The 24,613-nt window shown below is 52.4% G+C and carries 20 protein-coding genes; 12 read left to right on the forward strand and 8 right to left on the reverse strand.

The genetic code is table 11. The features are described from left to right. Nucleotides 1-3 precede the first annotated feature (3 nt). Nucleotides 4-1,995: a M1 family metallopeptidase gene (locus AC3RCL_RS00525; protein ID WP_012818353.1), complete on the reverse strand. Its 1,992-nt coding sequence runs from the start codon at nucleotides 1,993-1,995 to the stop codon at nucleotides 4-6. 147 nt (nucleotides 1,996-2,142) lie between these two features. On the opposite strand from AC3RCL_RS00525, the gene AC3RCL_RS00530 reads away from it, so the two are divergent. Then, nucleotides 2,143-2,661 (forward strand): YwhD family protein, encoded by a 519-nt coding sequence (locus AC3RCL_RS00530; RefSeq protein WP_009595531.1) that lies wholly within the window; start codon nucleotides 2,143-2,145, stop codon nucleotides 2,659-2,661. Between the two features lie 92 nt (nucleotides 2,662-2,753). Here the strand turns inward: AC3RCL_RS00530 and AC3RCL_RS00535 are convergent, their stop codons facing one another. From AC3RCL_RS00535 to AC3RCL_RS00545, 3 genes are all read right to left on the reverse strand, one after another. After that, the gene (locus AC3RCL_RS00535; protein WP_492534119.1) at nucleotides 2,754-3,923 is read right to left on the reverse strand and encodes a copper amine oxidase N-terminal domain-containing protein; all 1,170 of its coding nucleotides are present in this window, start codon (nucleotides 3,921-3,923) and stop codon (nucleotides 2,754-2,756) included. Nucleotides 3,924-4,105: 182 nt separating this feature from the next. After that, nucleotides 4,106-6,373 carry a heavy metal translocating P-type ATPase gene (locus tag AC3RCL_RS00540; RefSeq protein ID WP_492534121.1) on the reverse strand — a complete coding sequence of 756 codons (2,268 nt, stop codon included), beginning with the start codon at nucleotides 6,371-6,373 and terminating at the stop codon, nucleotides 4,106-4,108. Then, nucleotides 6,374-6,757, reverse strand: a complete 384-nt coding sequence (locus AC3RCL_RS00545; protein WP_492534123.1) for an ArsR/SmtB family transcription factor — start codon at nucleotides 6,755-6,757, stop codon at nucleotides 6,374-6,376. It abuts the gene before it with no gap. Between the two features lie 408 nt (nucleotides 6,758-7,165). Between AC3RCL_RS00545 and AC3RCL_RS00550 the strand changes: the two genes are divergently transcribed. Further along, nucleotides 7,166-8,044 (forward strand): hypothetical protein, encoded by an 879-nt coding sequence (locus AC3RCL_RS00550; RefSeq protein ID WP_375122092.1) that lies wholly within the window; start codon nucleotides 7,166-7,168, stop codon nucleotides 8,042-8,044. Nucleotides 8,045-8,150: 106 nt separating this feature from the next. On the opposite strand, the gene AC3RCL_RS00555 is transcribed toward AC3RCL_RS00550, so the two are convergent. After that, on the reverse strand, nucleotides 8,151-10,211 hold the full coding sequence (locus AC3RCL_RS00555) for a transglycosylase domain-containing protein (RefSeq protein WP_492534126.1): 2,061 nt from the start codon (nucleotides 10,209-10,211) through the stop codon (nucleotides 8,151-8,153). 332 nt (nucleotides 10,212-10,543) lie between these two features. Here AC3RCL_RS00555 and speE point away from each other — a divergent pair, with 332 nt between their 5' ends. The 3 genes from speE (at nucleotide 10,544) to AC3RCL_RS00570 (ending at nucleotide 13,592) form a co-directional block, all read left to right on the forward strand. Continuing rightward, complete coding sequence (gene speE, locus AC3RCL_RS00560) at nucleotides 10,544-11,371, forward strand: polyamine aminopropyltransferase (protein WP_012818360.1); 828 nt, start codon at nucleotides 10,544-10,546, stop codon at nucleotides 11,369-11,371. Between the two features lie 18 nt (nucleotides 11,372-11,389). Then, nucleotides 11,390-12,259 (forward strand): agmatinase, encoded by an 870-nt coding sequence (speB, locus tag AC3RCL_RS00565; protein WP_012818361.1) that lies wholly within the window; start codon nucleotides 11,390-11,392, stop codon nucleotides 12,257-12,259. A gap of 853 nt (nucleotides 12,260-13,112) precedes the next feature. After that, a complete protein-coding gene (locus AC3RCL_RS00570; protein ID WP_452520792.1) occupies nucleotides 13,113-13,592 on the forward strand; it encodes an SRPBCC domain-containing protein in 480 nt (159 codons plus the stop codon). 98 nt (nucleotides 13,593-13,690) lie between these two features. Here AC3RCL_RS00570 and AC3RCL_RS00575 read toward each other — a convergent pair whose 3' ends face one another. Continuing rightward, a complete protein-coding gene (locus tag AC3RCL_RS00575) occupies nucleotides 13,691-15,763 on the reverse strand; it encodes a serine hydrolase domain-containing protein (RefSeq protein ID WP_492534129.1) in 2,073 nt (690 codons plus the stop codon). A gap of 215 nt (nucleotides 15,764-15,978) precedes the next feature. Further along, complete coding sequence (locus AC3RCL_RS00580; RefSeq protein WP_090914378.1) at nucleotides 15,979-16,503, reverse strand: phosphatase PAP2 family protein; 525 nt, start codon at nucleotides 16,501-16,503, stop codon at nucleotides 15,979-15,981. A 337-nt stretch (nucleotides 16,504-16,840) separates the two neighbouring features. On the opposite strand from AC3RCL_RS00580, the gene AC3RCL_RS00585 reads away from it, so the two are divergent. From AC3RCL_RS00585 to argS, 6 genes are all read left to right on the forward strand, one after another. After that, nucleotides 16,841-17,698 (forward strand): carbon-nitrogen hydrolase family protein, encoded by an 858-nt coding sequence (locus AC3RCL_RS00585; protein WP_492534131.1) that lies wholly within the window; start codon nucleotides 16,841-16,843, stop codon nucleotides 17,696-17,698. 48 nt (nucleotides 17,699-17,746) lie between these two features. Further along, on the forward strand, nucleotides 17,747-18,418 hold the full coding sequence (locus AC3RCL_RS00590; RefSeq protein ID WP_492534133.1) for a GNAT family N-acetyltransferase: 672 nt from the start codon (nucleotides 17,747-17,749) through the stop codon (nucleotides 18,416-18,418). 91 nt (nucleotides 18,419-18,509) lie between these two features. Then, a complete protein-coding gene (locus AC3RCL_RS00595) occupies nucleotides 18,510-19,181 on the forward strand; it encodes a GNAT family protein (protein WP_492534135.1) in 672 nt (223 codons plus the stop codon). Nucleotides 19,182-19,310: 129 nt separating this feature from the next. Beyond that, nucleotides 19,311-19,829, forward strand: a complete 519-nt coding sequence (locus AC3RCL_RS00600) for a hypothetical protein (RefSeq protein WP_492534137.1) — start codon at nucleotides 19,311-19,313, stop codon at nucleotides 19,827-19,829. Between the two features lie 128 nt (nucleotides 19,830-19,957). After that, complete coding sequence (locus AC3RCL_RS00605; RefSeq protein ID WP_096777299.1) at nucleotides 19,958-20,383, forward strand: YwiB family protein; 426 nt, start codon at nucleotides 19,958-19,960, stop codon at nucleotides 20,381-20,383. After that, the gene (gene argS / locus AC3RCL_RS00610; RefSeq protein WP_492534139.1) at nucleotides 20,380-22,059 is read left to right on the forward strand and encodes an arginine--tRNA ligase; all 1,680 of its coding nucleotides are present in this window, start codon (nucleotides 20,380-20,382) and stop codon (nucleotides 22,057-22,059) included. The genes AC3RCL_RS00605 and argS overlap by 4 nt, the downstream gene beginning before the upstream one ends. Before the next feature lie 112 nt (nucleotides 22,060-22,171). Here argS and AC3RCL_RS00615 read toward each other — a convergent pair whose 3' ends face one another. Continuing rightward, the gene (locus AC3RCL_RS00615; RefSeq protein WP_492534141.1) at nucleotides 22,172-23,320 is read right to left on the reverse strand and encodes a S8 family peptidase; all 1,149 of its coding nucleotides are present in this window, start codon (nucleotides 23,318-23,320) and stop codon (nucleotides 22,172-22,174) included. A 365-nt stretch (nucleotides 23,321-23,685) separates the two neighbouring features. On the opposite strand from AC3RCL_RS00615, the gene rpoE reads away from it, so the two are divergent. Further along, on the forward strand, nucleotides 23,686-24,249 hold the full coding sequence (gene rpoE, locus AC3RCL_RS00620; protein WP_090914358.1) for a DNA-directed RNA polymerase subunit delta: 564 nt from the start codon (nucleotides 23,686-23,688) through the stop codon (nucleotides 24,247-24,249). Nucleotides 24,250-24,613: the final 364 nt, after the last annotated feature.

The following is a 24,613-nucleotide window of genomic DNA, read 5'->3' on the forward strand; positions in this document are numbered from 1 at the left end:
CCCTCACCATGACAGGCTGCCGAACAACGTCTCCACAAGCTTGGTAATACTGAGATTCCAGCGTGTGACCACCTTCGGATCCATTCCTGCCTTCATATAGTTATTGATGTGTCTATTCTCCAGAACGATGGAGTATTTCGGATCAACCATGGCCCAGGCGAGCGGGGTGCTGTACTCCAGGGTGTACGTAACTTTTCCGTCCTTGCCGCTCCAGGTTCGCTCCACCGTTTTGCCGTCTTCAAAGGCGAACACGATAGGCACATCGGTTATATCTCCGTCCTTGCTCGTAATCTTGACCGTGGATTCATACCGCGGATGGTCTGACGTGCCTTTATTTTTGGTTTTGATCACATCGATGGCGACGTCGGCCATTTGGCTTCCATATACATATTGGTCAAAATACGATTGCCAGGAGGTTTTGCTTACTTGCTCGACGACTTTCTGAAAATCAGACGTGGTTGGGTGCTTGAAACGGTATTTCTGGGCATAGGTATGCATGATTTTCCCCATCATCTGTGGACCGACCTGCCGTTCAATGCCTTGCAGCACCAGCTTGCCTCTCGTGTAAACATTCAGCGCGTAGTTCTCGTGTGAGCTGTATTTCCAGGACTCCATCTTCAGCGGGGCAGGGGAGGTAATCGATGCTCCTTGAGCAGCGGTGTTGGAGGTAATGCCGTATTCCTTCTCCATCACTCTTTCTTCTGCATAGGTTGCAAAGGCCTCGTCCAGCCATGCTTCCTCAAATTCGTTGCTTGCGATCATTCCGTAAAAATATTGGTGGGCGATCTCGTGAATGACGGTCCGTTCGAGCTCATAACCCGGCGAATCGTTCTTGGCCCCGAAGGCCGTGACCAGCGTCGGGTATTCCATGCCGCCTGCACCGTTGCCCGACTCCGGCGGGACGACGATGGACAACGTGGAATAAGGATAGGTTCCGTACCATTTACCAAACGAAGCCAGTGCCGACTTGGCGGCATCAAAGTAACGGTCCTTCAGGTCTTTATGGGCCGGATCGAGATACAGCTTGATGCGGACGCCCGGCACGCCCGGTGCCGAGAAGGCCTCCTCGGCCGTGACAAAGTTGGGCGAGGCCGACCAGGCAAAATCATGCACATCATCGGCATAGAATTGATAAATTTTTTCCCCGTTCGACTTTTGGGCAGGCTTGGTCGGGAATCCGGTCGCGGCGACAATGTAATTCTCGGGCACCCGGATGCGAACGCTGTAAATGCCGAAGTTGGAGTAGAACTCGGAGTTGCCGTGGTATTGATGAAGATTCCATCCTTCCTCGGCTCTTCCGCGAAGTCCGGCCGGTTCATAGACCGATACTTTAGGAAACCATTGGCCAGCCATAATAAAATTCTCGGTGGTACCCATGCGCGCGAATATTTTGGGAAGCTCGACTTCAAATTCCATGTGAATGGTGATGCTCTCCCCGCCCTTGATGGGTTTGGGCAATCTTAGTTTGACAAGGCTGTGATCCTTGATGTTCCCGTCATCGGGTTGGACGAATTGAAGGCGGTGGGTAAGGGCCAGTCCTTCCGTCGTTTTCACATTGGTAATGGTCATGGAGCCGTACCCGTCGTCCGGCATGGGGTCGGAACGAAGCCTGCCGCCCGATTCCTTCATAAAGGTCGTTTCATCGGAAGCAAAGGCATTGGGATACAGATGAAAGTACAGCTCATTTACGCTTTTTTTGCCTGGGTGAGTCCAAGTGAGTGTCTGCTTGCCCTTAAGCTTGTTCTCCTCAGGCTCGTACCGAACATCCATGTGATATTCCACCAGCCGGTCGCTTAGGGCCGGAGCGGGAGTATCAGGCTGCACCTTAGGCGGTGAGAGCGGGGCCTTCTCCACGGCAGAGGCAGAGGGCTTGCCCGCATTTGGGGCAAGGACAGACGCTGAGGACCCTGGATTCAGAAATATCGGCATCGATCCTGCAAGCAAACCAAGGGCAAGCAGGGATGATAGAAAGACTTTGGCACGTGGTGGGACCATATCGAACAACCTCCCGTTGACAAGCATCTAGTGCATGTATATGTTTGCTTTTGGGGGATTATTAGTTAAAATAAAATTATTGGGACATGGTTATCAATTAAGCGGCTGATACGTGAGAATCGGCTCTGATATAGGAGGTCGGCAGCAGTGGAGAACGAAGATCAGAAGCAGGGTGCGAAGAAACCCATTGCGTTGAATATTATCAATAGCAAGAGTAAGCATAAGGGGTTTGGATCCGGCTCCATCGATCTGAACAGTTTGTCGCCTGTCATCATCGACAATGGCGAGGCGCGAGTGGATATTGGAGCCATGCATGCAAAGAGCAAGGTGGAGAAGGGCATCCGTTTCAGCATGAACCGGGATGAAGTGCCCAACGGACGCCAGGTGTGGATCGTGTGGGTAGCTGTAGACCGTACCGCGGAAGGACAGCATTATGCAGGCATGACCGCGTGCGAAATGTGGATCGACCATGAAGCCCGGCGCGGCTGGAAAATCCTCGCCGACCATGTGAATAAAATGGATGCGGCGATGAAGCGCAAGATTATTCTGGATGGGCTTGGCGACGTGGAGAAGAAAGCGCTGCGCGAACTGCTGATCTCCCGTAACGAGGAATGGTGGAATGCCTCGCCGGAGGAGTTTAGAGAAGCTCTTCAAACCGCGGAATGATACCATAAATAAGCATTTTTCTAGATGCGGACATAAGGAAAGACCGGTAGGATTCGTGCATGAATCCGCCGGTCTTTTTGTGATTGCTACGGTTAGAATGGAAGGGCGTAGGTCAGCTTTTTCTTTATATCAAGAAACGGATTTTCGTATTGAAGCTTCAGCTTGCCGCCGGCATATCCGTCATACGTAAGGCCGTCTCCGATGAAACCCACTTCGTTTGGCGGCATCTCCTCAATAGCCTTGATGCTCTCCTCGTCCAAAAGATCGGGATAGATAAGTTCTGCGGACTTGCCTGTCGGTTCAACAATATACAGGGTTGCCTTCGTATAAGGACGGACGAGCAGGAAGTCCTGTTCGATTGCTTCCACAATAAAATGATCGTCAACACCGGTGAGGGCGGCCAGATCGTAGGTTTTTACCGTTTTGCCCATCGGATGAACCAGCTCTAGCGTACTGCCATTCATCATGGCAACTTTGCCTTTGTAGCTGAGTTGGTCCGGACGGTAGTTGATCCCGGCAAAATTGGTGTGATTCGTTTTGGAAAGCTTCAGAATTTTCATGTCCTGAATGAGCACCCGATATCTTCCTTCATGGATATGGGGTTCCCCGTAATAATTGGACAAGTCGACGACATAGGTATTGCTGTTGATGCGATGTGCGTTCAAGCCCACTTGATCGATATCCTCGATCGGGAGAATGCCGACTTTCGTTGGCGTCGTTCCGGCTTTCCCCATGGACAGCATACCGGTCTCGCGATTTACCCAGAACAGCATATTGGCCTTGGAGGCATAAGCGTATTGGGACCAGGAATCAAAGGTGGTTCGAAGTCCGGATTTGCTGTCGTACTTCAACTGAATGCCGAAACCTTTGGTAATCAGGCTGGCGGGAACATAAGTCACGCCTTTCTTCACAACCGGAGCCGCCTCAAGCTTCAGAGCGGTACCCTTGGCATTGACGGCGCGCGAATTTCCAATAATCACACGAACAGACTGGGTCGGGCTGTTAATGTACAGCTCGTTCTTTCCAGGGATCGACAGCTGCAGCTGCAGCTGTTCGGAAACTTCCTTCAGCGGAATGAACACGACGCCTTTTTTCGTATAAGGTTTATGCTTCACATCGAGCGTGCTCCAGGCTGCCTTGCTCTGCGATGTGGAGGCCGCTGCCGCATGGGCAGGAATGGTTACGAGCGATGAGGATGTAAGCATTAAAGACAATGCTATGGATGCGGTACCTGCTAGTTTGATGATCTGTACGGATTTCATGTCTTTCCTCCTTCTGGTTTTCACTCCCGCCTATATAAACGACTAAATAATGGGAAATGTTTCATCAAATCAAAAAAATCATGTAAAAAATGATATATGTGATGAAGCAAAGCTGAGGGGAGAGGGAGCGTCCGAACCTAAAAAACCGGAGCTGCCCAGAAGGGACGCAGCTCCGGTTTATGTCAATGTCCTGATTGCAGTTCCTGATCCTTGCCAAGCAGAATGGTGAGACCCAGCAGGGTAACGATAATGGTGGCCCCCATGTCCGATATGATCGCGATCCATAGGGTCAGCCAGCCCGGAATCGTTAGCAGCAGAGCGATGGCCTTCAGCGACAAGGAAAGTCCGATGTTCCATTTAATAATCCGGTTGACTCGTCTTGCCGTCTTGATGGCCCCGGGCAGCTTACCAAGGTGATCCTGCATCAATACGATGTCGGCGGTTTCGATGGCGCTGTCCGTTCCTTTTCCCATTGCGATGCCCAGATCGGCAGCGGCCAATGCAGGGGCGTCGTTAATGCCATCGCCGACCATGCCGGTCTTTTTGCGGGAGCTAAGCTCCTTGATTTTGGCAACCTTCTGTTCCGGCAGCAGGCTTGCGAACACCCGCGATACGCCGGATTGTTTCGCTATCGCCTGCGCCGACTGCTCATGGTCGCCCGTCAGCATCACCGTATCCGCGATTCCAGCCTCGTGAAGCTTGCGGACAACGGCTTCGGTCTCCGGCCTGATCTCATCGGCAAGACCGAATTGACCTAATACGCGCTCCTCGCTTACGGCGGCAACGATCGTGTACCCCTGGGCCTTCATTCTCCGAATGTCATCCTCAACGGCACGGATATGATCTTGAGGGCCGTTCACATGCTTCAGCACTTCCTCGCTGCCCACCCAGAACAGCTTCCCTCCGATTTCAGCCCGAATGCCTTCACCCGGCAGCACCGTTATCTGTCGAGGTTCATTAAACATGCATTGCGGCTGCTTGATCTCCAGATGTTTCATGACGGCTTTGGCCAACGGATGGAGAGAGGAATGCTCCAGCGCGCCTACCACGGCATAAAATTTATCTTCATCATATACGGTTTCCGCGTAGACGGCCGGCTCGCCCTTGGTCAGGGTTCCCGTCTTGTCGAAAGCGACGGCTTCCAGGCGTCCAAGCTGCTCCAGATGGACTCCGCCTTTGATTAGAATGCCGTTGCGTGCCGCGCGGGTCATCCCGCTAACCAGCGCTATCGGCGAAGAGAGCACGAGCGAGCAAGGGCACCCGACAATGAGAATGGACAGCCCCTGGTAGACCCAGGTCATCCAGGGCTGATTCAGCAGCAACGGAGGAATCAGCGCAACAGCCAACGCGATGATCATAATGGCGGGCGTATAGTATTTAGCAAATTTATCGATGAATAGCTCCGTCGGCGTCTTGCTGTCCTGCGCCTCCTGCACAAGATGCATGATCTTGGCCAGGGAGGAATCCTGATAGGCCTTCGATATGGCGATGTAGAGCACGCCGTCGGTACTTACGCTGCCGCCAAAGACGGCGTCGCCCTCCCGTTTCGTAACAGGCACCGATTCTCCGGTTATGGCAGCTTCGTTCACCGCGCCGGTTCCCTGGGTTATGGCTCCGTCCGAAGGAATTTTCTCGCCTGGTCTTACCCGGACAACGTCTCCGGGAGAGAGGCTCTCGATCGGCACGCGTTTGGTTTGGCCGTCTACCCAAAGCTCGGCTTCCTTCGGCGCTGCGGCCAGCAGCGCTTCCATGGACTGGCGGGCACGGTTCATGCCGTAGCCTTCCAGCAGCTCATTGAGGCCGAACAGAATGGCAACGAGCGTGGCTTCCCGCCATTCCCCGATAATGACGGCACCTACGAGGGCAACGGTCATCAGGGTATCCATATTGAATTTGAAGCGGGTCAGGTTACGCAGTCCGCGCAAAAACGTCGTATACCCGCTCAATATCATGGCACCAGCATATAATGCGATCACAACCGACTCGGCGGCTTTCCCTTCTAATAGAAAAGTCAGCAGATAAAACGCAGCCGAGATGGACAGCAGCCACTTCATTTTTCGTTCGCTGCCATGGCTGTGTTCATGTCCATGTTCATGTCCATGGCTTTGTCCGTGGTCGTGTTCATCTGACGGACCATGAGCGTGCGGCGAAGAGGCGGGCCGAACATCAGCGCCGGCAGCCGAATGGGCTGTTTGGGGAGCGTAAACGATTCGGGCTCCATCACTTTTCAAAATGGTTTCTACCCGGTTTAGGTTCACCTGGGGGGAAAGGGTCAGCTTTCCGCTGTTGTAACTCAGCCGGGCGTCGCCTCCATGGTCGAGCTTCTGGATCTCCTCCTGCATTTCACGGGTGCAGTTCGGGCACGAGAGGCCCTGGACCTTGTATTCAACAAGTTTGCTGCCACCTGCTTCAGGAGATGTTTTGGATTGCTGATGGTTGTCCGTGCTCATCTACACCCTCTCCTTCTGGTGCTCCAGCGTCATATGAAGCAAAGTCCGGATATGGTCGTCTTTTAGCGAATAGTATACATTCTTACCCGCCTTGCGCGATTTGGCGATATTCTTGTTCTTCAGCGTGCGCAAATGATGGGAGGCTGTTGCGGTGGAGCTTCCGAAAACTTCAGCCACGTCGCAAACGCATAACTCGCCGCCGCGGTCCAGCATATAGGCTACCTTGACCCGCGTCGGGTCGGCGAGCGCCTTGAAGATCTCGGCCATGCCGAGCATATCATCATCCGAAACCGTTTCTTTTAACAAAGCAACCCTCTCGGTTGAAGGACATTCCGTTTCACACAGCTCCAGAGCCACGTCCTCTCTCATTGTTCGGACATTCATAAGATCAACCTCCTTGAAATAGGAGCAATTAGTGCTCTTTATTCTATATATTCAAACGTTGATTTGATTGTTAGTCATAATATACCCGATTTACACATGATATTCAAACGAATATTTGATTGTTCACAAGCTTTTCACAGCGCAGGTTATGATCCGGCGAGTCCTATCATATGAACCAATTCCAGCGTTAGGCGCAGCGGCCGCTCAGAAAATCCTTCCATTTCATTTCACGCCAACTTATACTATTAGCAAAAAGATGTGAAATTCGCACAGGAAGAGTATCTGCGGCCCAGGCGCCTCAAGCGCTGGATCATATCCTGTACGGGCCATCGTTTCGACTCGAATGTGTACATTATCTAATACCTATCCTTCGATTTGCGGATGTGTATAAACAGGGGAGGCCGGAGTATGACTTGTCCGATATGTCGATATGAAACGGGAGATGGGAAATATTGCAAGAAATGCGGGGCCAGGCTGATTATCGAGGATTCCCCCGTCTTTGCGGCCATGAAGGAGCAAGCTGCTGCGTCGGAAATTTACGGCGTCGCCAGGCGAGGCGGAAGCATAAATAGGGAGATTTCTCATGTGCGCCAAGGAGAAGCTGCTCTGCCGGTGTATACTCCGCCGGATATTTCATTTCCTACAGCAGGCCGCCAGCATGCCGAAGAGGAAGAGGGGCCGAATCCTTATTGGACCAGCTTAAAATTGTATGGGCAGCTCTATGGGGACCATTTCCTGAAGGGGCTAAGGCATCCCTTCAGCGCAGCTGCCGTAACGGACAACAGCCAGTTCCTAAACGCGATCGTATCCATGCTGCTCTATATTGTGCTCCTTCCGCTCGCGCTGTACGCAGCGCTTCATCATGAACTGCAGGGGCTCCCGGAGGGGGCGTTTGTAGATCTAGTCCTGAAGCCTATTGTCTGGATCGCGATTTTCTTGTTTTTGCTGAACGTCTTTACCTTCGCTGCAGTCAAGCTGTCATTTAACCCGGCTGCGAAGCTGAAAGAAGTCATGGCCAGATTCGGCACATTGCTGCCGCTATACCTTGTGTTGTATGCGATCAGTTTGTTGTTCCTGTTTCTTAATGGCGATATATCCAAGGTGATCATCCTTCTAGCGTTCATCAGCACCGTGATGACCGTGCCGTTATGCGTCATGACCGGCTACAAGAGAAGAGTGGCCGGCGGCCTGGATCCGCTGTATGCGATCCTGCTGGTCTACGTTGCAGTCATGCTCGTCATCGTGCTTCTGGGCAGCTCCATGATCGAATATATGAGCATTTTATAAGAAGCCATCTACATAAAGAATCGTGAAAAAGAGAAAAACAGCAGGCTCTTAATCGGGAACGCCCGGAAAAAGAGCCTGCTGTTTTTTGACGTGACGGGCTATCCGTTTATTCGACCCACCATCGTTTGAAATCCTTCCACCAGGAACGTTCCTCCTGTTTCTCGGCAGCATCTGCAGGGTTAGCCTTCTTGGCGGGCTCCCCGCCCTCATGTTCGTCGCAATACTCCGTGGGCTCCGTCCCTTTGACGAAAACCTCCAGCATTTTGTCCGGACAGCCGACGCCTGCAAGCTTGCCCGTCTTCGGATCTACATACGCGCTGACGACCTCATCCGGGATCGGAAAAATTTTGGGCGGCACGTTCTCCAGTGCCTTCTCCGTATACTGCGCAAAGATCGGCGCTGCGCGCCGTCCGTCGACTTTGCTGATCTCCCGTCCTTTGTCATACCCGACCCATACCGCCGTCGACAGCTCCGGAGTATATCCGACGAGCCAGGCGTCGGTGTCGGTCGTGCCCGTCTTCCCGGCCACCGGCCGTTTCATCAGGGTGGAGACGCGGTTACCCGTTCCGCCGGTCTCGAATACCCCCTCCATCATGCGCGTCATCACGTAAGCTGCGGAAGGCTCAACCACTTGTTCGCCTTCCTCTTCCGGAGCCGTATACAAACTGCGGCCGGCCGCGTCGGTGATGCTCAGCACCGCGACAGGGGAGACCCGCTTGCCGCTGTTAGCCATGACGGCGTAAGCGGAGGCCATCTCCAGGGGGCTGACGGGCGAGGTGCCCAGGGCCAGCGAAGGGACAGGCTCCAGCGGACTCGTGATGCCCATCTTTTTCGCCATGTCGGCGACTTTATCCGGGCCGATCTTCATGATGGTATTCACGGCATAGATGTTATCCGAGGCGGCAATGGCTTCCCGCATGGGGATTTCGCCTAAATATTTATCGCCGAAGTTGCTGGGCTGGTACGTTTTGCGATTGTTATCGTAATGAAACAGGGTAGGCTGGCTGTTGAACACGCTGGTGCTTGTCATTTCCTTGGATGCAATGGCCGTTAAATACATAATCGGCTTAAATGAGGAGCCGGGCTGCCTGGTTCTGGCCAACGCGTGGTTGTATTGATTCTCGCGGTAATTCTTACCGCCGACCATAGCTTTGATGTGGCCGTTTCGCGGATCGATGGATACGAGCGCCGTCTCCAGCTCGCTCTTGCTGTCCATGCCCTCGGATACGGCCTCTTCGGCTGCTTTCTGGGCCCGAGGATCCAGGGTTGTATAAATGTTCAAGCCGCCCTGTTCGAGCTGCTGGTCCGTGATGTTCAACTGCTTGGTGACGAGACCCCTGACATAGTCCCGGAAGTAGGAGGCAATTACTTTATTCTCCTGCCGGTCCTGCGGGAGCAGGGCAAGCTTGGCCGAAGCGGCTTTATCCGCCTCGGCCTCCGTGATGAATCCGGTCTCCGCCATGGCATTCAGGACGATCTGCTGTCTTTTGACCGCGTTGTCCATATGATTGTAGGGCGAGTAATACGTGGGCCCCTTCGGAATGCCGGCCAGCATTGCGCTTTCGGCCAAGGTCAGGTTTTTTGCCGATTTGCCGAAATACAGCAGCGACGCCGACTCGATGCCGTAAGCGCCGTGACCGTAATAAATTTCGTTCAGGTACATTTCGAGAATTTGATCTTTCGTATATTTCATCTCAAGCTGGGCGGTGAATTTGGCCTCCTTGAGTTTTCGTGTCCACGTCTTTTCATGAGATAGGTATAAGTTTCGTGCAAGCTGCTGGGTTAACGTGCTCGCTCCCTGTTTGCGATCCATATGCTGCAGGTTGACCAATACGGCCCTGGCCATGCCCTTCATATCGAACCCGGGATGATCATAGAATTTTCGGTCCTCCACCGCCAAGGTGGCCTGAACCAGGAGGGGGGAAATGTTGGCCAGGTTCACCTGCTCGGATGTATGTCCCGTGCTTGAGAATGTGGCGATCAAATCTCCCTGGCTGTCCAGCAGACGGGAGTAGCGGGATGTTTCCGCGACCGGCAGCGGCGTTATAAATAAATAGGCGAGCAGAATGCCGCCGGCGATGATGGAAATGCCAAGGAGTACGAACAGAAATGTAGCAAGCCGGACGAAACGACGTTTGCGCTTGGGTGATTTTTTTTGCCCCGGCATCAGATGTTCTCCTTCCAGTCCTTTTGTAGAGTCAAGGCCCTTGTGCCGCCAAAAATGGAGATGTGCTCAAATTCTCCTTGGCTGCCTTCTTTTTCTATACAGTATGGGGCTGCAGCGGTCAGGATATTCATCGGAAAGGGCGATGTTTTTGCTTCCGTTCGCATGTGCCGGAACTTTTGGTTGCAATTTGGGCTTGATTTAATATAATCTAATTTGTTTGGTACAATAGGAAAAGTGTGAAACTGTAAGCTAAAGGCAACTGCCCCGAATAAAGTTTTACGGCTTGGATCTGGACGGCTGAACATTATTCTAGCGGAAAGAAGGTAGTGACGATGGAATTATGGTACACAGAGAAGCAAACCCCGACTTTTGGCATTACGGCTAAAATCCGGGAGACCTTTGTACATGAGAAGACGGAGTTTCAACAATTGGATATGATCGATACCGAGGAATTCGGGCGCATGCTCGTGCTGGACGGTATGGTTATGACTACGATTAAGGATGAATTCGTCTATCATGAGATGGTCGCTCACCCCGCGCTGAACACGCATCCAAATCCGAAGAAGGTTCTTGTCGTCGGCGGAGGAGACGGTGGCGTCATTCGCGAAGTGATCAAGCATCCGGGCGTAGAGAAGGCCGTACTCGTTGAAATTGATGGAAAAGTTATCGAATATTCGAAGCAGTACTTGCCTGAGATCGCCGGCAAGCTGGACGATCCGAAGGTTGAAGTGCTGGTTAACGATGGATATATGCACATTATCGAGCATAAGAACGAATACGATGTCATCATGGTGGACTCCACCGAGCCTGTAGGCCCGGCTGCTCCGTTGTTTGAGCGCGGATTCTATCAAGGGATCTATGAGGCGCTGAAGGAAGACGGTATTTTCGTGGCGCAAACGGACAATCCGTGGTTCAAAGCGGACCTGATTCAGCAGGTCAACAAAGACGTGAAGGAAATCTTCCCGATCGTGCGTGTCTATGGAGCGAACATTCCAACCTACCCAAGCGGTCTGTGGACCTTTACGATGGGCAGCAAAACATACGATCCTCTTGAAGTGGACGAGTCTACGATTGATGAGATGGATACGAAGTACTATTCGCCTCGTCTGCATAAAGCCGCCTTCGTGCTGCCGAAATTCGTAGAAGACTTGGTGAAATAAGGAGGCGCGCATAAACTGATGAAACTGGATCAAGGTTATTCCGGCAACGTGTTTATTCTGAGCTCCGAGGATTATGAAGGATCCAAGGCCGTCATCTACGGTATGCCGATGGACTTCACGGTTAGTTACCGTCCCGGCTCCCGTTTCGGCCCGGCCCGTATCCGCCAAGCATCCGTTGGCTTGGAGGAGTACAGCCCGTATTTGGATAAGAGCATTGAAGATATCACTTATTTCGATGCAGGCGATCTGATGCTGCCTTTCGGCAATGCCGGCCGCAGTCTTGAAGTGATCGGCGATTATGTAGGCAAGCTGCTGGACGACGGGAAGTTCCCGATTGGACTCGGCGGAGAACACCTCGTATCGTGGCCGATTATTCAGAAGGTGTATGAGAAGTATCCTGATCTCATTCTGATCCATATCGATGCCCATGCCGACCTGCGCGAGCATTACGAGGGAGAGCCGTTGTCCCACTCCACGCCGGTCCGCAAGGCGGCGGGCATTATGGGCGGCAAGAACATTTATCAGTTCGGCATCCGTTCCGGCTCCCGCGAGGAGTTCCAGTACGGACGCGAGAACATCAATTTCTACCCGTTTGAGGTAGCCGCTCCGCTGAAGGAGGCATTGCCTTCCATGGGCAACCGTCCGGTCTACGTGACCATCGACATCGACGTGCTGGATCCGTCTGCCGCACCGGGCACCGGTACGGCAGAAGCCGGCGGCATCACGTCGAAAGAGCTGCTGGAAGCCGTACATCTGATTGCAAACTCCGATGTGAACGTTGTTGGCTGCGATCTCGTGGAAGTGGCGCCGATCTACGATCCGACCGAGCAGACCCAGATCGTGGCTGCGAAGCTGATTCGCGAGATGCTGCTGGGATTCGTGAAGTAGGGGATTCCACCCACCCAAACCCTCCCTGCCAGGGAGGGCCCCAAGGGCGCTGCCCTCTGGACACCCGCAACGTTGGCGTTCAGCGGGGCTGTGGGGATCGAAGCGGGGCTTGTGCTTGTGCCCGGCCACCCTTCGGTCTCCCCTGCGGGGACGCCCTCGTGGCCTCTGGAGCGCCCATATGTGGCCGAGGCTTTGCCCCTCGGCGATGAAAGAAAAAGCAAGCCTCCCCCACCTAAGCCTAACGGCTATCGGTGTCGGCTTGCTTTTTCGCGTGAACGCGGCCCTCTCGAGCAATTCCCTGACGGGTTGCTCGAGGGCCAGCCCAACATACATGATCAGCCGAGGCTTTGCCCCTCGGCAGTTAAAGAAAAAGCAAGCCTCCCCCACCTAAGCCTAACGGCTATCGGTGTCGGCTTGCTTTTTCGCGTGAGCGCGGCCCTCTCGGGCAAATCCCTGACGGGTTGCTCGAGGGCCAGCCCAACATACATGATCAGCCGAGGCTTTGCCCCTCGGCAGTTAAAGAAAAAGCAAGCCCTCCCTACCTAAGCCTTGCGGCTATCGGGGAAGGCTTGCTTTTTCGCGTGAGCGCGGCCCTCTCGAGCAAATCCCTGACGGGTCGCTCGAGGGCCAGCACCTATACATGATCAGCCGAGGCTTTGCCCCTCGGCGATCAAAGAAAAAGCAAGCCCTCCCTGCCTAAGCCTACGGCTATCGGGAAAGGCTTGCTTTTTCAACTTTGAGCAATTGAGAAGAAATGATTGGTAGTCATATGTTATAAGCTTAAGGAAGCTTGATTCGGATTTGAATGGAATCTTTTTGAAAGGGATTATGACGCCAATAAGGAGGCTAGATCATGGAAGATTCGTCCAGGAAGAAGAGAATTGACTCTGCCGCGAGGATGATTAAGGCTTCGCCCCAAACCATTTATCAGGCATTCACTGACCCCAAGGCTTGGGTGTCGTGGCTTCCGCCAGAGGGGATGTCAGGTCAGATTGATACCTTTGATGCCCGTGAAGGCGGGACTTATCGAATGGTGCTCACCTATATTGGAACGGACCACGCGAACCTCGGCAAATCATCGGCAGGCACGGATATCGTCCAAGGTAAATTCCTGGCGTTGGTGCCAAACAAGAAAATCGTTCAGTGTTTTGAATTCGAGTCGGAAGACCCCGCTTACGGGGGCCAGATGAGAATGACATGGACGTTGACAGCACTTGCGGAAGGCACTGAGGTGGCGGTTGTTTGCGAGGACGTTCCTGAGGGCATACGGCAGGAAGATCACGAAGCAGGCCTCCGTTCTACGCTTGAGAATCTCGCGGTTTTTACGGAGTGATAGCGGACAGGCAGCGTACCTCACAAGGTCCCTTTAACAGTGAAAAAGCAAGCAACCCAACTTAAGCCGAGCGGCTAATCGGGTTGCTTGCTTTTGTGTTATTTCAGGGTGATGCCGAATGCGGAGCCAGGGGCACCGGCGAATACGACAGTTCCGTTAGCCGGGAGCTTAACTTCGTTGGAGCCGCTGACCACGGTGTAGTTAACGACCGTGCCCTTCTCGTCGTATACGGCGAATGCGCCTTCTGCCGGCAGGGTTACCGTCATGGTTTTGCCTGCGGCTGCTTCAGGTACGGTATACCACTTGGCATAGCCGTCGGCCTGCAGGGTAACGGTGGATTTTTTCCCTTTATACAATGGCTTCACATGCTTGCCGCTGATAAACAGGGATCCAGCGCCCTCGAGATACTCTACGCCTTTTTCCTTATAGAAGCGGAATTCGGACGTATCCCGGCTGCCGATCGCCGGAACCTGATGCTGGCTTACTGCGGTATCCGAATCGATAATCTTCTTGTCGACCAGATATCCTTCCAGGCCGCTCTTGCTGTTAATCTCTACCGTCGGTTTCGTAATGAAGTACATCAGCGATGTGAATTTCTCGTTCAATGGATAGAACGTTTCGCCTTCCCGCTTCGCCCATGCGGCAGCGGTTTCCTTGGACAGCGGGTTCGCTTCCATTTTTTCGGCCGAATATTGCGACAAGGCCATCTGTCCCAGTCCAGGAATCGAAACATATTGTCTTACCCATAGGTAGACGCGATCATTCTTTTCCTTAACGAAGCTGACCTTAATGCTGCCATCCGCGCTGACAAACGTTCCGTCCGCGGTGTATACATATTTCTCGGCAGGATAGTCCGGCATCATCGGTACGGTAATGGACAGTTCGCCGTCTTTGATGTCGACTTTCATCTGCTGATTCGTCACGCCATAGTAACCGGCGAATTCCGCCATATTGTCAGGCATATCCGCTTGGACCGGTTTGCCGAACGATTTTTCCGGCTTGAACTCCTTGATGGTGCCTTTTTCCTTGAGCGTATGCAGCAAAATTTCGTTTGCCAGCAATTGGTTGGTTGAACTCGAACCGCCGGAAGATAATACGGCAGCTGCCATGTTCTGCTCCGGAAGCACAACGAGTGAAGCGTGGTATAGAATGGTGTCGCCGCCTTTAGTCACGGCTTTCATGTCATATTGGTTAAACGGGAACAGTCTCACGCTGTCCCAGCCAAGTCCATAATCGAACGAATTATCGGCATCTTCTGGCCACAGGCCTTTTTTATACTCTTCCTGCTCCATGGCTTTCACAGACGCAGCTGAGAGGATTCCCTCGGCTTCCCCGGTGAAGATCTGCGCAAACTGCACCAGGTCTTCGGCCGTGGAGTAGATGCCGCCGGTTCCTATGACATTGATGGTCTCGTTAGGCAGCTGTCCTTGATGAGCCGGATAATAGAGGCCCGCCATTTGGTTTAAATCCAATGTGTCTTGGGATGTCTTGGTGTGGTCCATGTTTAACGGCTCGGTAAAATGTTCATGAATGAATGCGGTAAAATCCTTGCCGCTCACTTTTTCCACGAGAATCTCGGCCAGCGTGAATCCGTCATTGCAATACACGGAGAATGCACCCGGATCTGCTTTGAGGTTTTGAGTGGACAACTGCTTCAGCAGCGTGTCATGTGCATGCGGGTCGTTATCTTCGAACAAGAACGCGTTGTTCAGGCTTGAGCCCTGTAGACCGGAGGAATGGTTAAGCAGCATGCGCGGCGTGATTTTTTTGTAGCGTTCGTCCTTCATCGTGAATTCGGGTATGTACTGAACGAGAGGCGCATCCAGGTTGATCTTCCCGTCATCCACCAATTTCATGACCGCGGCGGCAGTGAACACTTTGCTCGTGGAGCCGATCCCATACATCGTATCTTCGGTCAACGGAATCTTTCCTTCGATATCATTGACGCCCGCTTGCCCGGAAACGGTAATCTTGCCGTTGTCGATCAGGGCATATTGGACGCTTGTCGTTCCATACGTCTCGGTGAGCAGCTTGGCTTTCTCTGCGGCGATCTTCTCAAGACCCCCTCCTGCAGCGGCAGTCTGGCTGTTATCTGCTGCCATGGCTCCGGCTGGAAGGATCATCGTAACCGCGAGCAGGGCTACCAGCATTCGTGATAATCTTTTCTTCAATGAACAAATACCTCCTTATTATGAATGTATAAGTTAGTACGATTTACCAGCGGGAATGGTTCGAATTTTTTTTCATGTTTTTTGTGGCTTTATGATAGGAGCATATACAGGAAGGGCGTTTAATTGTTGTTAGGTGAGATATCTACAGATGAGAAGGTCAAAAAAACCAGGCCCCCATCATCAGTTGCGAGAACTGCGCGAGGATGCCTGGTTATTTAACTAAGCACGATCAGTAGTGCCGAAGCGGTGCCGACGAAACAGCCCGCCAGACAATCGGAAGGATAATGAAAGCCGAGATAAATGCGTGACAGACTGACCGTAAGGGCCAGCAGGATCAAGAGCAACGACAGCCAGGGCGTAACGAACAGAAATGGCGTGACGATGGAAAATATGGCCGTCGAGTGTCCGGAAGGAAACGAATGGTCCTTCATCGGTTTCTTTTCAAACCTCACTTTTTCCAATGCCTGGTATGGCCGGATGCGTCTCAGTTTCTTTTTGATGAGAGCCGTAATCAGGAAGCTGAGGGACAGTGCGATAAAGCTCTGCCATCCCATCGTATCCCACGGCTCCGGTGCAAAAAACGCTATCGAAAGTGTCAGCACAATGGTAAAGATAGCACCCCCCATATGGGTGACCAGCGAGAGCATCGAATCCACCATTTTGTTGCTGATCTTGCGGTTTAACCAGCGGAAGATAAGGTGGTCATGTTGCTGAAGCCAATCCATCGAACGAGTTATCATTGTGAACAGAACACCTCACATTATAGTTTGGCAAGCTGATAGCCCTAAAGTCAAAACGGGCTCGTGTGTATGCTTGTAAGGGCCGGGATTGATCGTATAGACAAGAGGCTTACATACGACAGTATACAGGAGAATTGTTAAGCGTGGGTATGAATGGCGAGTATTTTTTCATAATTCGAGCATTCTTTGGCATAGGTACCGTCGATGATAACCGTATACCTTAAGGGACGCGCTTAAGATTATGGTTTCCCATTGACGGCGACTTGATGTTCCCATGTTCTCTAAGCCCGGAATCCGATATAATGAAAGCATCTAACCATGCATAAGGAGGAGAAGCATGAAATTTCGCGTTTCTGCCGTGCAATATCATCTGCACACGATTCAATCCTTTGACGATTTTGCCCGTCAATCGGAGCACTATATCCGAACGGCGGAGGAGTTCGAATCCGATTTTGTGCTGTTTCCGGAATTTTTCACGACGCAGCTGATGTCCATCGGGGACGATCAGGGCCAGGCATTAACGATCAATGACCTTCCGGATTTCACAGACCGTTACCGCGAGCTGTTCCAGGGCTTTGCGAAGCAATATAACATGCATATCATTGGCGGGACCCACGTCATTCGCCGGGAAGGGAAGCTGTACAATGTGGCGCATCTGTTCTATCCGGACGGCCGCATTGCGGAACAGGCGAAGATTCATATTACGCCTTCGGAGATAACCGGCTGGAACATGGGGGCCGGCGAAGGGCTCGAAGTATTCGAGACCGAAAAAGGCACCATCGCGATGCTCACCTGCTATGACATCGAATTTCCCGAGATCGTGCGCATGGCCAAGGCCAAAGGGGCCGACGTCATTTTCTGTCCGTCCTGCACCGATGATCGTCACGGATTCCACCGCGTGCGTTATACCAGCCATGCCCGCTCCATCGAGAATCAAATCTATGTGGTGCTGACCGGCACGGTTGGATCGCTGCCTACCGTGGATCTGATGCGTGCCAACTTCGGGCAGGCTGCCATCATTACGCCGAACGATATTCCGTTCCCGCCGAAGGGCCTGCTGGCCGAGGGAGAGCTGAACAACGACATGATCATTACCGCCGATCTCGATCTGGATTTATTATATCAAGTGCGCGAGAAGGGCTCCGTCACGACATGGCGTGACCGGCGTACGGATTTGTATCCGGATTGGGAGTAAGTCTTTTTATCATGGTTTGATAAAATGGGAAAAGGCGGTGTAGAGGAAATGGCCCGGTTTCATCAACAGCTTTATGTATTCGACGACGCCCGGCCGGTGCCGGTTGTTATTCGAGGCTACACGGAAGCGGACTTCGACGAGCTGATCGCCATTCAATCCGAGACGTTCCCGCCTCCGTATCCTCCGGAGCAATGGTGGAACAAGGAACAGCTGATGCAGCATGTCACCTTGTTTCCCGAGGGCGCCCTATGCGTTGAAGTGGACGGCATGCTCGCCGGGTCCATCACCTCGCTCATTGTGGAGTACGATCCGATGGAGCCTGCCCACTCCTGGGCGAAGGCCACGGATAACGGATACATCCGCACGCATCAGCCGGACGGAAATACCCTATACATCGCCGACATTTGCGTCAGGCCGCGCTTTCGCAAGCTTGGGCTCGGCAAATGGCTGATTCAGTCGCTGTATCACGTGACCGTCGAAAGGGGACTGGACCGGCTGCTTGGCGGCGGACGGATGCCCGGCTATCATCGGCATGCGCACGAAATGTCGGCCGTAGAATATTTGGATGCCGTTGTCAGGGGGGATCTCAAGGACCCCGTAATTACCTTCCTGCTCCGGTGCGGCCGGACGCCCGTCGGGGTAGCGGCAGAGTATTTGGAGGATGAGGAGTCCTGCAATTACGGGGCCTTGATGGAATGGAAGAATCCGTTCCGAGAGTGAAGGGTTTATATTGAACGGTGATTTACGGATTCAGATATCTTCGTAGAATATAAAGAAATTTTCATTACATATATAAGGAGGCTATTAATTTATGGAATATATTCGCATTACGAGCATCGAAGATCCCTTGTTCCGCAAAATGCACGATCTCATGAAGGAAGTGTTCCCTCCGGAAGAGGTGCTGGAATTCAGCTTATGGAAGGAGCCGCTCGAAGATCCGGGCATTCGGGTATTTGTTGCCCTGCATGAGGACGAAGTGGTGGGTACGACGGAATACCGCTATTACGAGGACTGGAACGTGGCGATGACCGATTTTACCATTATCGGGCGTGAAGGGCTCGGCATCGGCCGATTCCTGGCACAACATCGCTTGAAGGATCTGAATCAATTGGCGGCAGCAAACGGCAAAGAGCTGTTCGGCATGTTTGCCGAGATTTACGATCCATATCGGGTGCAGGACCATGCATTCGGCGGCGTGAAGCCCATGGATCCGTTCGTTCGCCGCGAAGTCCTGTCGCATCTGGGTTACAAACGCACGGATATCGACTATGTGCATCCGTCCTGGAATAATGATGGCGAAGCGGTGAGCGGGCTTGATTTCTGCTTCATGCCGGGCGACGATGCCGTTGATGAATTGCCTGCGGAGCTGATTGCCAACTTCTTGAGACGATACTATTCGGTGCTGCCCGAGAAGCCGCAAGCCTGGAACGACATGGTGGCCAAGCTGGACGCGCGAGAGAAGGTATCCTTGCTTCCGCTGTAACCTATAGTATGGATCATGCCTGATTCTTCTTGAATCAGGCCTATTCTTTTTCTTGACCGCCCATTGATTTCAATTTTTTGGTATTCTAATCCTATGAACGGCCAGGTCGACGTAATGGGGAGGCTGCTTATGAAGCGAACTCGTATTTGGTTATGGGCAGGTATTGGTTTAAGCATCGCAATCCTATATTCATTCATGCAACTAAGCGTTCATATCGGCAAACCCATGTCCGAAGAACAGAAGACAGCGGCCTCTTACGTGAAATCGCTGGGCTATAAGATTGTAAGCCACTCCAGTAAACCGATTACTTATACGCTTGAGAAATCTCTTCTCGCACCTGGTAACGGCGCAATCCCCTATATTCAGACATGGAGTGTACAGAGCCAAGATCCGGCAAACTACTACGGAAAAGAAATTGTCACCTATCGCTTCAAGGTTTCCGGGCATCCGCTTGACCGCATGTATAATACGAATACGGCCTTGTTCGTGATGATGTCGGAGGGGAAGGTCATCGGGGGAACCTCGTTCCCTGATCGGAACGATCTAGATGGAGCTCCTTATTCCATTGATGGAAAGACCTTGGAGGAAATCACGGGTAACAGTTTCGGGGAATGGCGCGAGCAATGGGCCGAAAAATATGGGAAATAAGGATGCGCTCCAACCTCTCCGAAAATACGACGAAAGACATGTTTCTTTACTTTTGCTAAAATCCTCATTTGAATTGCAAGGCTATACTGGATATAGTAATACAATAGGTAAGGAAAAGAGGAACGTACATGAACGACCGAAAACAAGTGAACATCCGTCTTCAGAGCCTTCACGAAGGAGAGAATACGATACAGGAGCTTCCCGCAGAGGCGTTTATCAAGGGGAAGGTGCTGTATGTGCGCTATACGGAGCCGGCGCTTGGACCGCATCAAGGGGAAACCCGGGCCATGCTCAAACTGACGGAGGACGAGCTGAAGCTGATCCGTCATGGCGAGGTGGAGTCCGAGCAGGCGTTTAAGCTGGGACTGCAATTGCCTGGATATTATCGCTCCCCGTTCACTTCATTTAATCTGTCTACGCACACCCAGCGTCTGGAGCTAGCGCTAGAGGGCGTGACCGGACGAGCGGCTTGGGCGTATGATTTATATGTGTTTGACGAGTTTTCGGGACACTTTTCGATCAGTTTGACTATTCAGGAGGCACATGAATCATGACTATGAATCCATTAGATCACATTAACGGGCTGGTTGCAGAGGCGGTAGGAGACGCTGCCGTAGCTGCCGGACTGGTGTCCCGCGAGGAGCTGCCCGCCATTACGCTGGAAGTTCCGAAGGATAAGTCGCACGGCGACTTGGCTACGAACGTAGCGATGCAGCTGACGCGGATTGCCAAGAAGAACCCGCGGCAAATCGCGGAAGCTATCCTGGAACATTTGGATACGGCGAAGGCTTCCATTGAGAAAGCGGAGATCGCCGGGCCCGGGTTTATTAACTTTACCTTGGACAAGGGGTATCTCTATCCGATCGTGGCATTGGTACAAGAGCGGGGCGATAACTATGGGCGGATCGCTACGGGCGAAGGGCAAAAGGTCCAGATGGAGTTTGTCAGCGCCAATCCCACCGGAAGCCTGCATCTTGGACATGCCCGCGGAGCGGCGGTAGGCGATGCCCTTTGCAATGTGCTTGATTTTGCAGGATACGAAGTTACGCGCGAATACTACATCAATGATGCAGGCAACCAAGTCGTGAACCTGGTTAAATCCCTCGAAGCCCGCTATTTGCAGGAGCTCGGCCAGGATGCCGAAATGCCTGAAGACGGATACCATGGCGAGGATATCAAAGGGTTTGCCAAAGAGCTCGTAGCCGAAAAAGGCGATTCCTTGCTATCGATGGATCCTGGCGAGAGAACGGCATTCCTGCGTCAATTCGGGCTTGAGAAGGAACTTGGTAAAATCAAACGCGATTTGAATCGATTCCGCGTCCATTTTGACGAGTGGTTTAGCGAAACGTCCCTGTATGAGGATGGACTGGTGGAGAAATCCCTGGAAGAACTGAAAGCCAAGGGCGAAGCTTACGAGAAGGATGGGGCAACTTGGCTCCGCACCACCGATTATGGGGATGACAAAGACCGCGTCCTCGTCAAGAATGACGGAACGTATACCTACCTGACGCCGGATATTGCGTACCACCGCAATAAATACGAGCGCGGCTATGACAAGATCCTGAATATTTGGGGAGCCGACCACCATGGTTACGTTCCGCGCATGAAAGCTGCCATGGAGGCGCTCGGCAATGACCCGGACAAACTCATCGTATTGATCGCCCAGATGGTCAGCCTGTTCCAGGACGGCGAGAAGGTGAAGATGTCCAAGCGTACCGGTAAAGCGGTCACGATGGAAGATTTGATGGATGAGGTCGGCGTGGACGCGATCCGCTATTTCTTCACCATGCGCAGCATGGATTCGCATTTGGATTTCGACATGGATCTGGCGGTGTCCACATCCAACGAGAACCCGGTCTTCTACGTACAGTATGCGCACGCACGCATTTGCAGCGTATTCCGCCAAGCGGAGGAGCAAGGCGTTAGCCTCCTGCCGCTTGCCGACGTGAACCTTAGCGTTCTGACCGCCGAGCATGAATACGACATTTTGCGCAAATTGGGAGAACTCCCGCAGGAAGTGTCGCTTGCTGCGGAGAACTATGCACCGCACCGGCTTATCCGGTATGTATATGAACTGGCCTCCTTGTTCCACAGCTACTACAGAGCCGAACGCGTCATTACGGAAGACGCGAATCAAACGCAAGCCCGCCTTGCTTTGCTGGCAGCCGTCCGCACGGTCATTGCCAACGTGCTTCGCCTGATGGGCGTATCGGCGCCGGAACGCATGTAAGAAGGGGCTTCCCTTTCATATGCCATAACAGCCAACAGCCGTCTTTCTTTGGAAAGACGGCTGTTTTTAATGCGTGAACGAAATGGGCGTTTGCGTTGCTGATGAACCGAATTTATAATTTCATGCCCTCGCGCAAAAATTTCAAGGCATTTACCTCTCCATCGGAGGCGCTGTATCCTTTTTTGAGCTTAAGGGGGGAGGAGGTGCGCCGCAACAGGGCCTTGATCGTAGCTGTTTTTTTCAAGTCAGGCTTCTGGGCAAGCAGCAGGGCGATTGTTCCGCTGACGTGTGAAGTGGCCATGGAAGTGCCGCTCATTTCGTGGTATTTTCCCTGCAGCCAGGCTGACACGATTTTATCTCCGGGCGCATAAATATCGACAAATTGCCCGCGGTTACTGAAGCCGGGGATTCTCCGGCTGCGGTCGGTAGCTCCGACGGATATCGTTTGGGGATAACGGGCAGGATAGTCCGCGGTACGGCGTTTGCCGTCATTGCCGGAAGAGGCCACAATGAGGACGCCTGCTTGGTTGGCCTTGCTTACGATATCCAGCAGCGTGCGGCTTCGGGTCTGCATGCCGAAACTCATATTGATGATATCGATCTCGGCCCGCACGCACCAGTCGATGGCCAGAATGATATCCGACACGAAGGCGGAGCCGTTGTGATCAAAGGCTTTGACCGGATACACGACAGATCTGGGAGCAACGCCGATCATACCTTGGGTGCTGTTAGCTGCAGCGATGGTGCCCGAGATATGCGTTCCATGCCCATTGTCGTCATAAGGCGGGATGTTGCGATGGACGAGGTTGACCCCTCGGGTCAGCGAATACTTCAGATCCGGGTGACCGAAATCCACCCCTGTGTCGATAACGGCAATCTTCACGCGGTGTCCTGTCGAGGTAGACCAGGCTTGAGGGGCTTTGATTTGCTTGATACCCCATGGGATCCCGGTTAGCGTTCCTATTGTCCCCTGTATGGCGTGGATATGAACCTGTTCATCCTCTTCAACCATCAGTTCGTTCCGAAACTCCGCTTCAAACTTCGCGGTTTGGGGAGCTGGAGCGATGATGGTGCGAGTAAGCGGCGAGCGGTTGACCGAACTCGGGAAACGCCTTTTCCCTGCGAGCCGGTTCCATTCGCGGATGCATTTCTGGTACAGCTGAGGGTCATGAAACGTGAGGAGCCGCCGGTTCATTTCCCGGACGTTCCGCATAGGGTTCGTCTCTGCAAGTAGTGATTGCATGATCCGGGTGTAATCCATGTGTGGCAATCTCCCTTCTCGATGAACCGTTGCTTCAGTATTGTATGAGCCGGGGAGAGTGCCCGAATGGGATGTTGCCCTTTTTCCGGGAAATAGGCCCTGTTTACCGTGTCAAAGCAGCAGGGCTAACATAAGATACATGGAGAGAATATCAAGGTTCTCTTATCTATCCCGTAAGGAGTCGATCCTAGGGGCGGGTACAGTCAGAAGGCGGAGAGAATCGTCTCCGTCTTTTTCCATTTGGTATCTGATGGGTAATGGAGCATAAAAACTTGATTTTTATTTCCAAATAGGTTTTACTTAGTTTTGATAATGGATATGTTGAGGGTATAACGTGAAGATTGTGTGAGAGGAAGTGTGCGTTAGTGAGTAATCCGCTCAATTTAAAGATCGATCCGGAGAAGATTCAGGAAATCCCGATGGTTGACCTGGCTTTTATGGTTCTGAAGGCGGCGAATACGCCGTATTATTACCGTGACCTGATGAATGAGGTGGCCAAGCTTCGCGGCTTTACGGAACAGGAAATTAACGAAACGATTGCCCAGTTATATACCGAGATCAATATAGACGGACGTTTCGCATGTGTAGGTACGAATCTGTGGGGACTAAAGCGCTGGTATCCGCTGGAGAAGTCCGAAGATCCGATTGCGAACGCCAAACGTCCGCGGATCATCAATGATGAAGACGACGATGACGATGACTTCACGGATGAAGAGGATACCTATAGCGGCGACGATGCCGAAGAGGATTTCGACAGCATCGACGATGAAGACGATGATCACGACGATCTCTTCCCGGATGATGACGATGCCGACGATGATGTAGATGAGGACGTTGTTCTGGATGATGACGAATTGGATGACGAAGATGCGGATTCCGAGGAAGAAGATCTGGAAGAGGAAGAATTTGAGGAAGACGACAGAGATTAATCTGTCATTCCGCTCGGAATTTAAGCCAGTCCGCATGGTTTATGACTGTGTTTTACGATGTCGGCCGATTGGGGAATTTTGAGGTTGGTTCTTCTCTTGACAAGCAGACAAGGCACAGAGTAAACTATTGCTTGGGCTTATGATTGTGGATTAAATATGTTTAATATAAAAGTGCCCCGTTATTTATTCGGGGTCACTTTTTTTGTTTTTAAGGCTCGGAAAGTGTAAACGACGCTAGCTTCCGGGCCAATATAGCAAGAACAAGATTCAGATATGCAGAGTAAGAAGATGTATTGGAATCGCTCGCCCTGAAGCCTCATAACGTTATGCCGTACCGGCAGCCCGATGGGGATCATTTTAGCGT

The sequence above is a fragment of the Paenibacillus sp. MT86 genome, from assembly GCF_058792535.1.

Excerpts from the sequence above, each read along its gene's own strand:
- AC3RCL_RS00525 (WP_012818353.1), bottom strand. The coding sequence starts at position 1,995 with ATGGTCCCACCACGTGCCAAAGTCTTTCTATCATCCCTGCTTGCCCTT.
- AC3RCL_RS00535 (WP_492534119.1), bottom strand. The coding sequence starts at position 3,923 with ATGAAATCCGTACAGATCATCAAACTAGCAGGTACCGCATCCATAGCA.
- AC3RCL_RS00540 (WP_492534121.1), bottom strand. The coding sequence starts at position 6,373 with ATGAGCACGGACAACCATCAGCAATCCAAAACATCTCCTGAAGCAGGT.
- AC3RCL_RS00545 (WP_492534123.1), bottom strand. The coding sequence starts at position 6,757 with ATGAATGTCCGAACAATGAGAGAGGACGTGGCTCTGGAGCTGTGTGAA.
- AC3RCL_RS00550 (WP_375122092.1), top strand. The coding sequence starts at position 7,166 with ATGACTTGTCCGATATGTCGATATGAAACGGGAGATGGGAAATATTGC.
- AC3RCL_RS00555 (WP_492534126.1), bottom strand. The coding sequence starts at position 10,211 with ATGCCGGGGCAAAAAAAATCACCCAAGCGCAAACGTCGTTTCGTCCGG.
- speE (WP_012818360.1), top strand. The coding sequence starts at position 10,544 with ATGGAATTATGGTACACAGAGAAGCAAACCCCGACTTTTGGCATTACG.
- speB (WP_012818361.1), top strand. The coding sequence starts at position 11,390 with ATGAAACTGGATCAAGGTTATTCCGGCAACGTGTTTATTCTGAGCTCC.
- AC3RCL_RS00570 (WP_452520792.1), top strand. The coding sequence starts at position 13,113 with ATGGAAGATTCGTCCAGGAAGAAGAGAATTGACTCTGCCGCGAGGATG.
- AC3RCL_RS00580 (WP_090914378.1), bottom strand. The coding sequence starts at position 16,503 with ATGATAACTCGTTCGATGGATTGGCTTCAGCAACATGACCACCTTATC.
- AC3RCL_RS00585 (WP_492534131.1), top strand. The coding sequence starts at position 16,841 with ATGAAATTTCGCGTTTCTGCCGTGCAATATCATCTGCACACGATTCAA.
- AC3RCL_RS00590 (WP_492534133.1), top strand. The coding sequence starts at position 17,747 with ATGGCCCGGTTTCATCAACAGCTTTATGTATTCGACGACGCCCGGCCG.
- AC3RCL_RS00595 (WP_492534135.1), top strand. The coding sequence starts at position 18,510 with ATGGAATATATTCGCATTACGAGCATCGAAGATCCCTTGTTCCGCAAA.
- AC3RCL_RS00600 (WP_492534137.1), top strand. The coding sequence starts at position 19,311 with ATGAAGCGAACTCGTATTTGGTTATGGGCAGGTATTGGTTTAAGCATC.
- AC3RCL_RS00605 (WP_096777299.1), top strand. The coding sequence starts at position 19,958 with ATGAACGACCGAAAACAAGTGAACATCCGTCTTCAGAGCCTTCACGAA.
- argS (WP_492534139.1), top strand. The coding sequence starts at position 20,380 with ATGACTATGAATCCATTAGATCACATTAACGGGCTGGTTGCAGAGGCG.
- AC3RCL_RS00615 (WP_492534141.1), bottom strand. The coding sequence starts at position 23,320 with ATGGATTACACCCGGATCATGCAATCACTACTTGCAGAGACGAACCCT.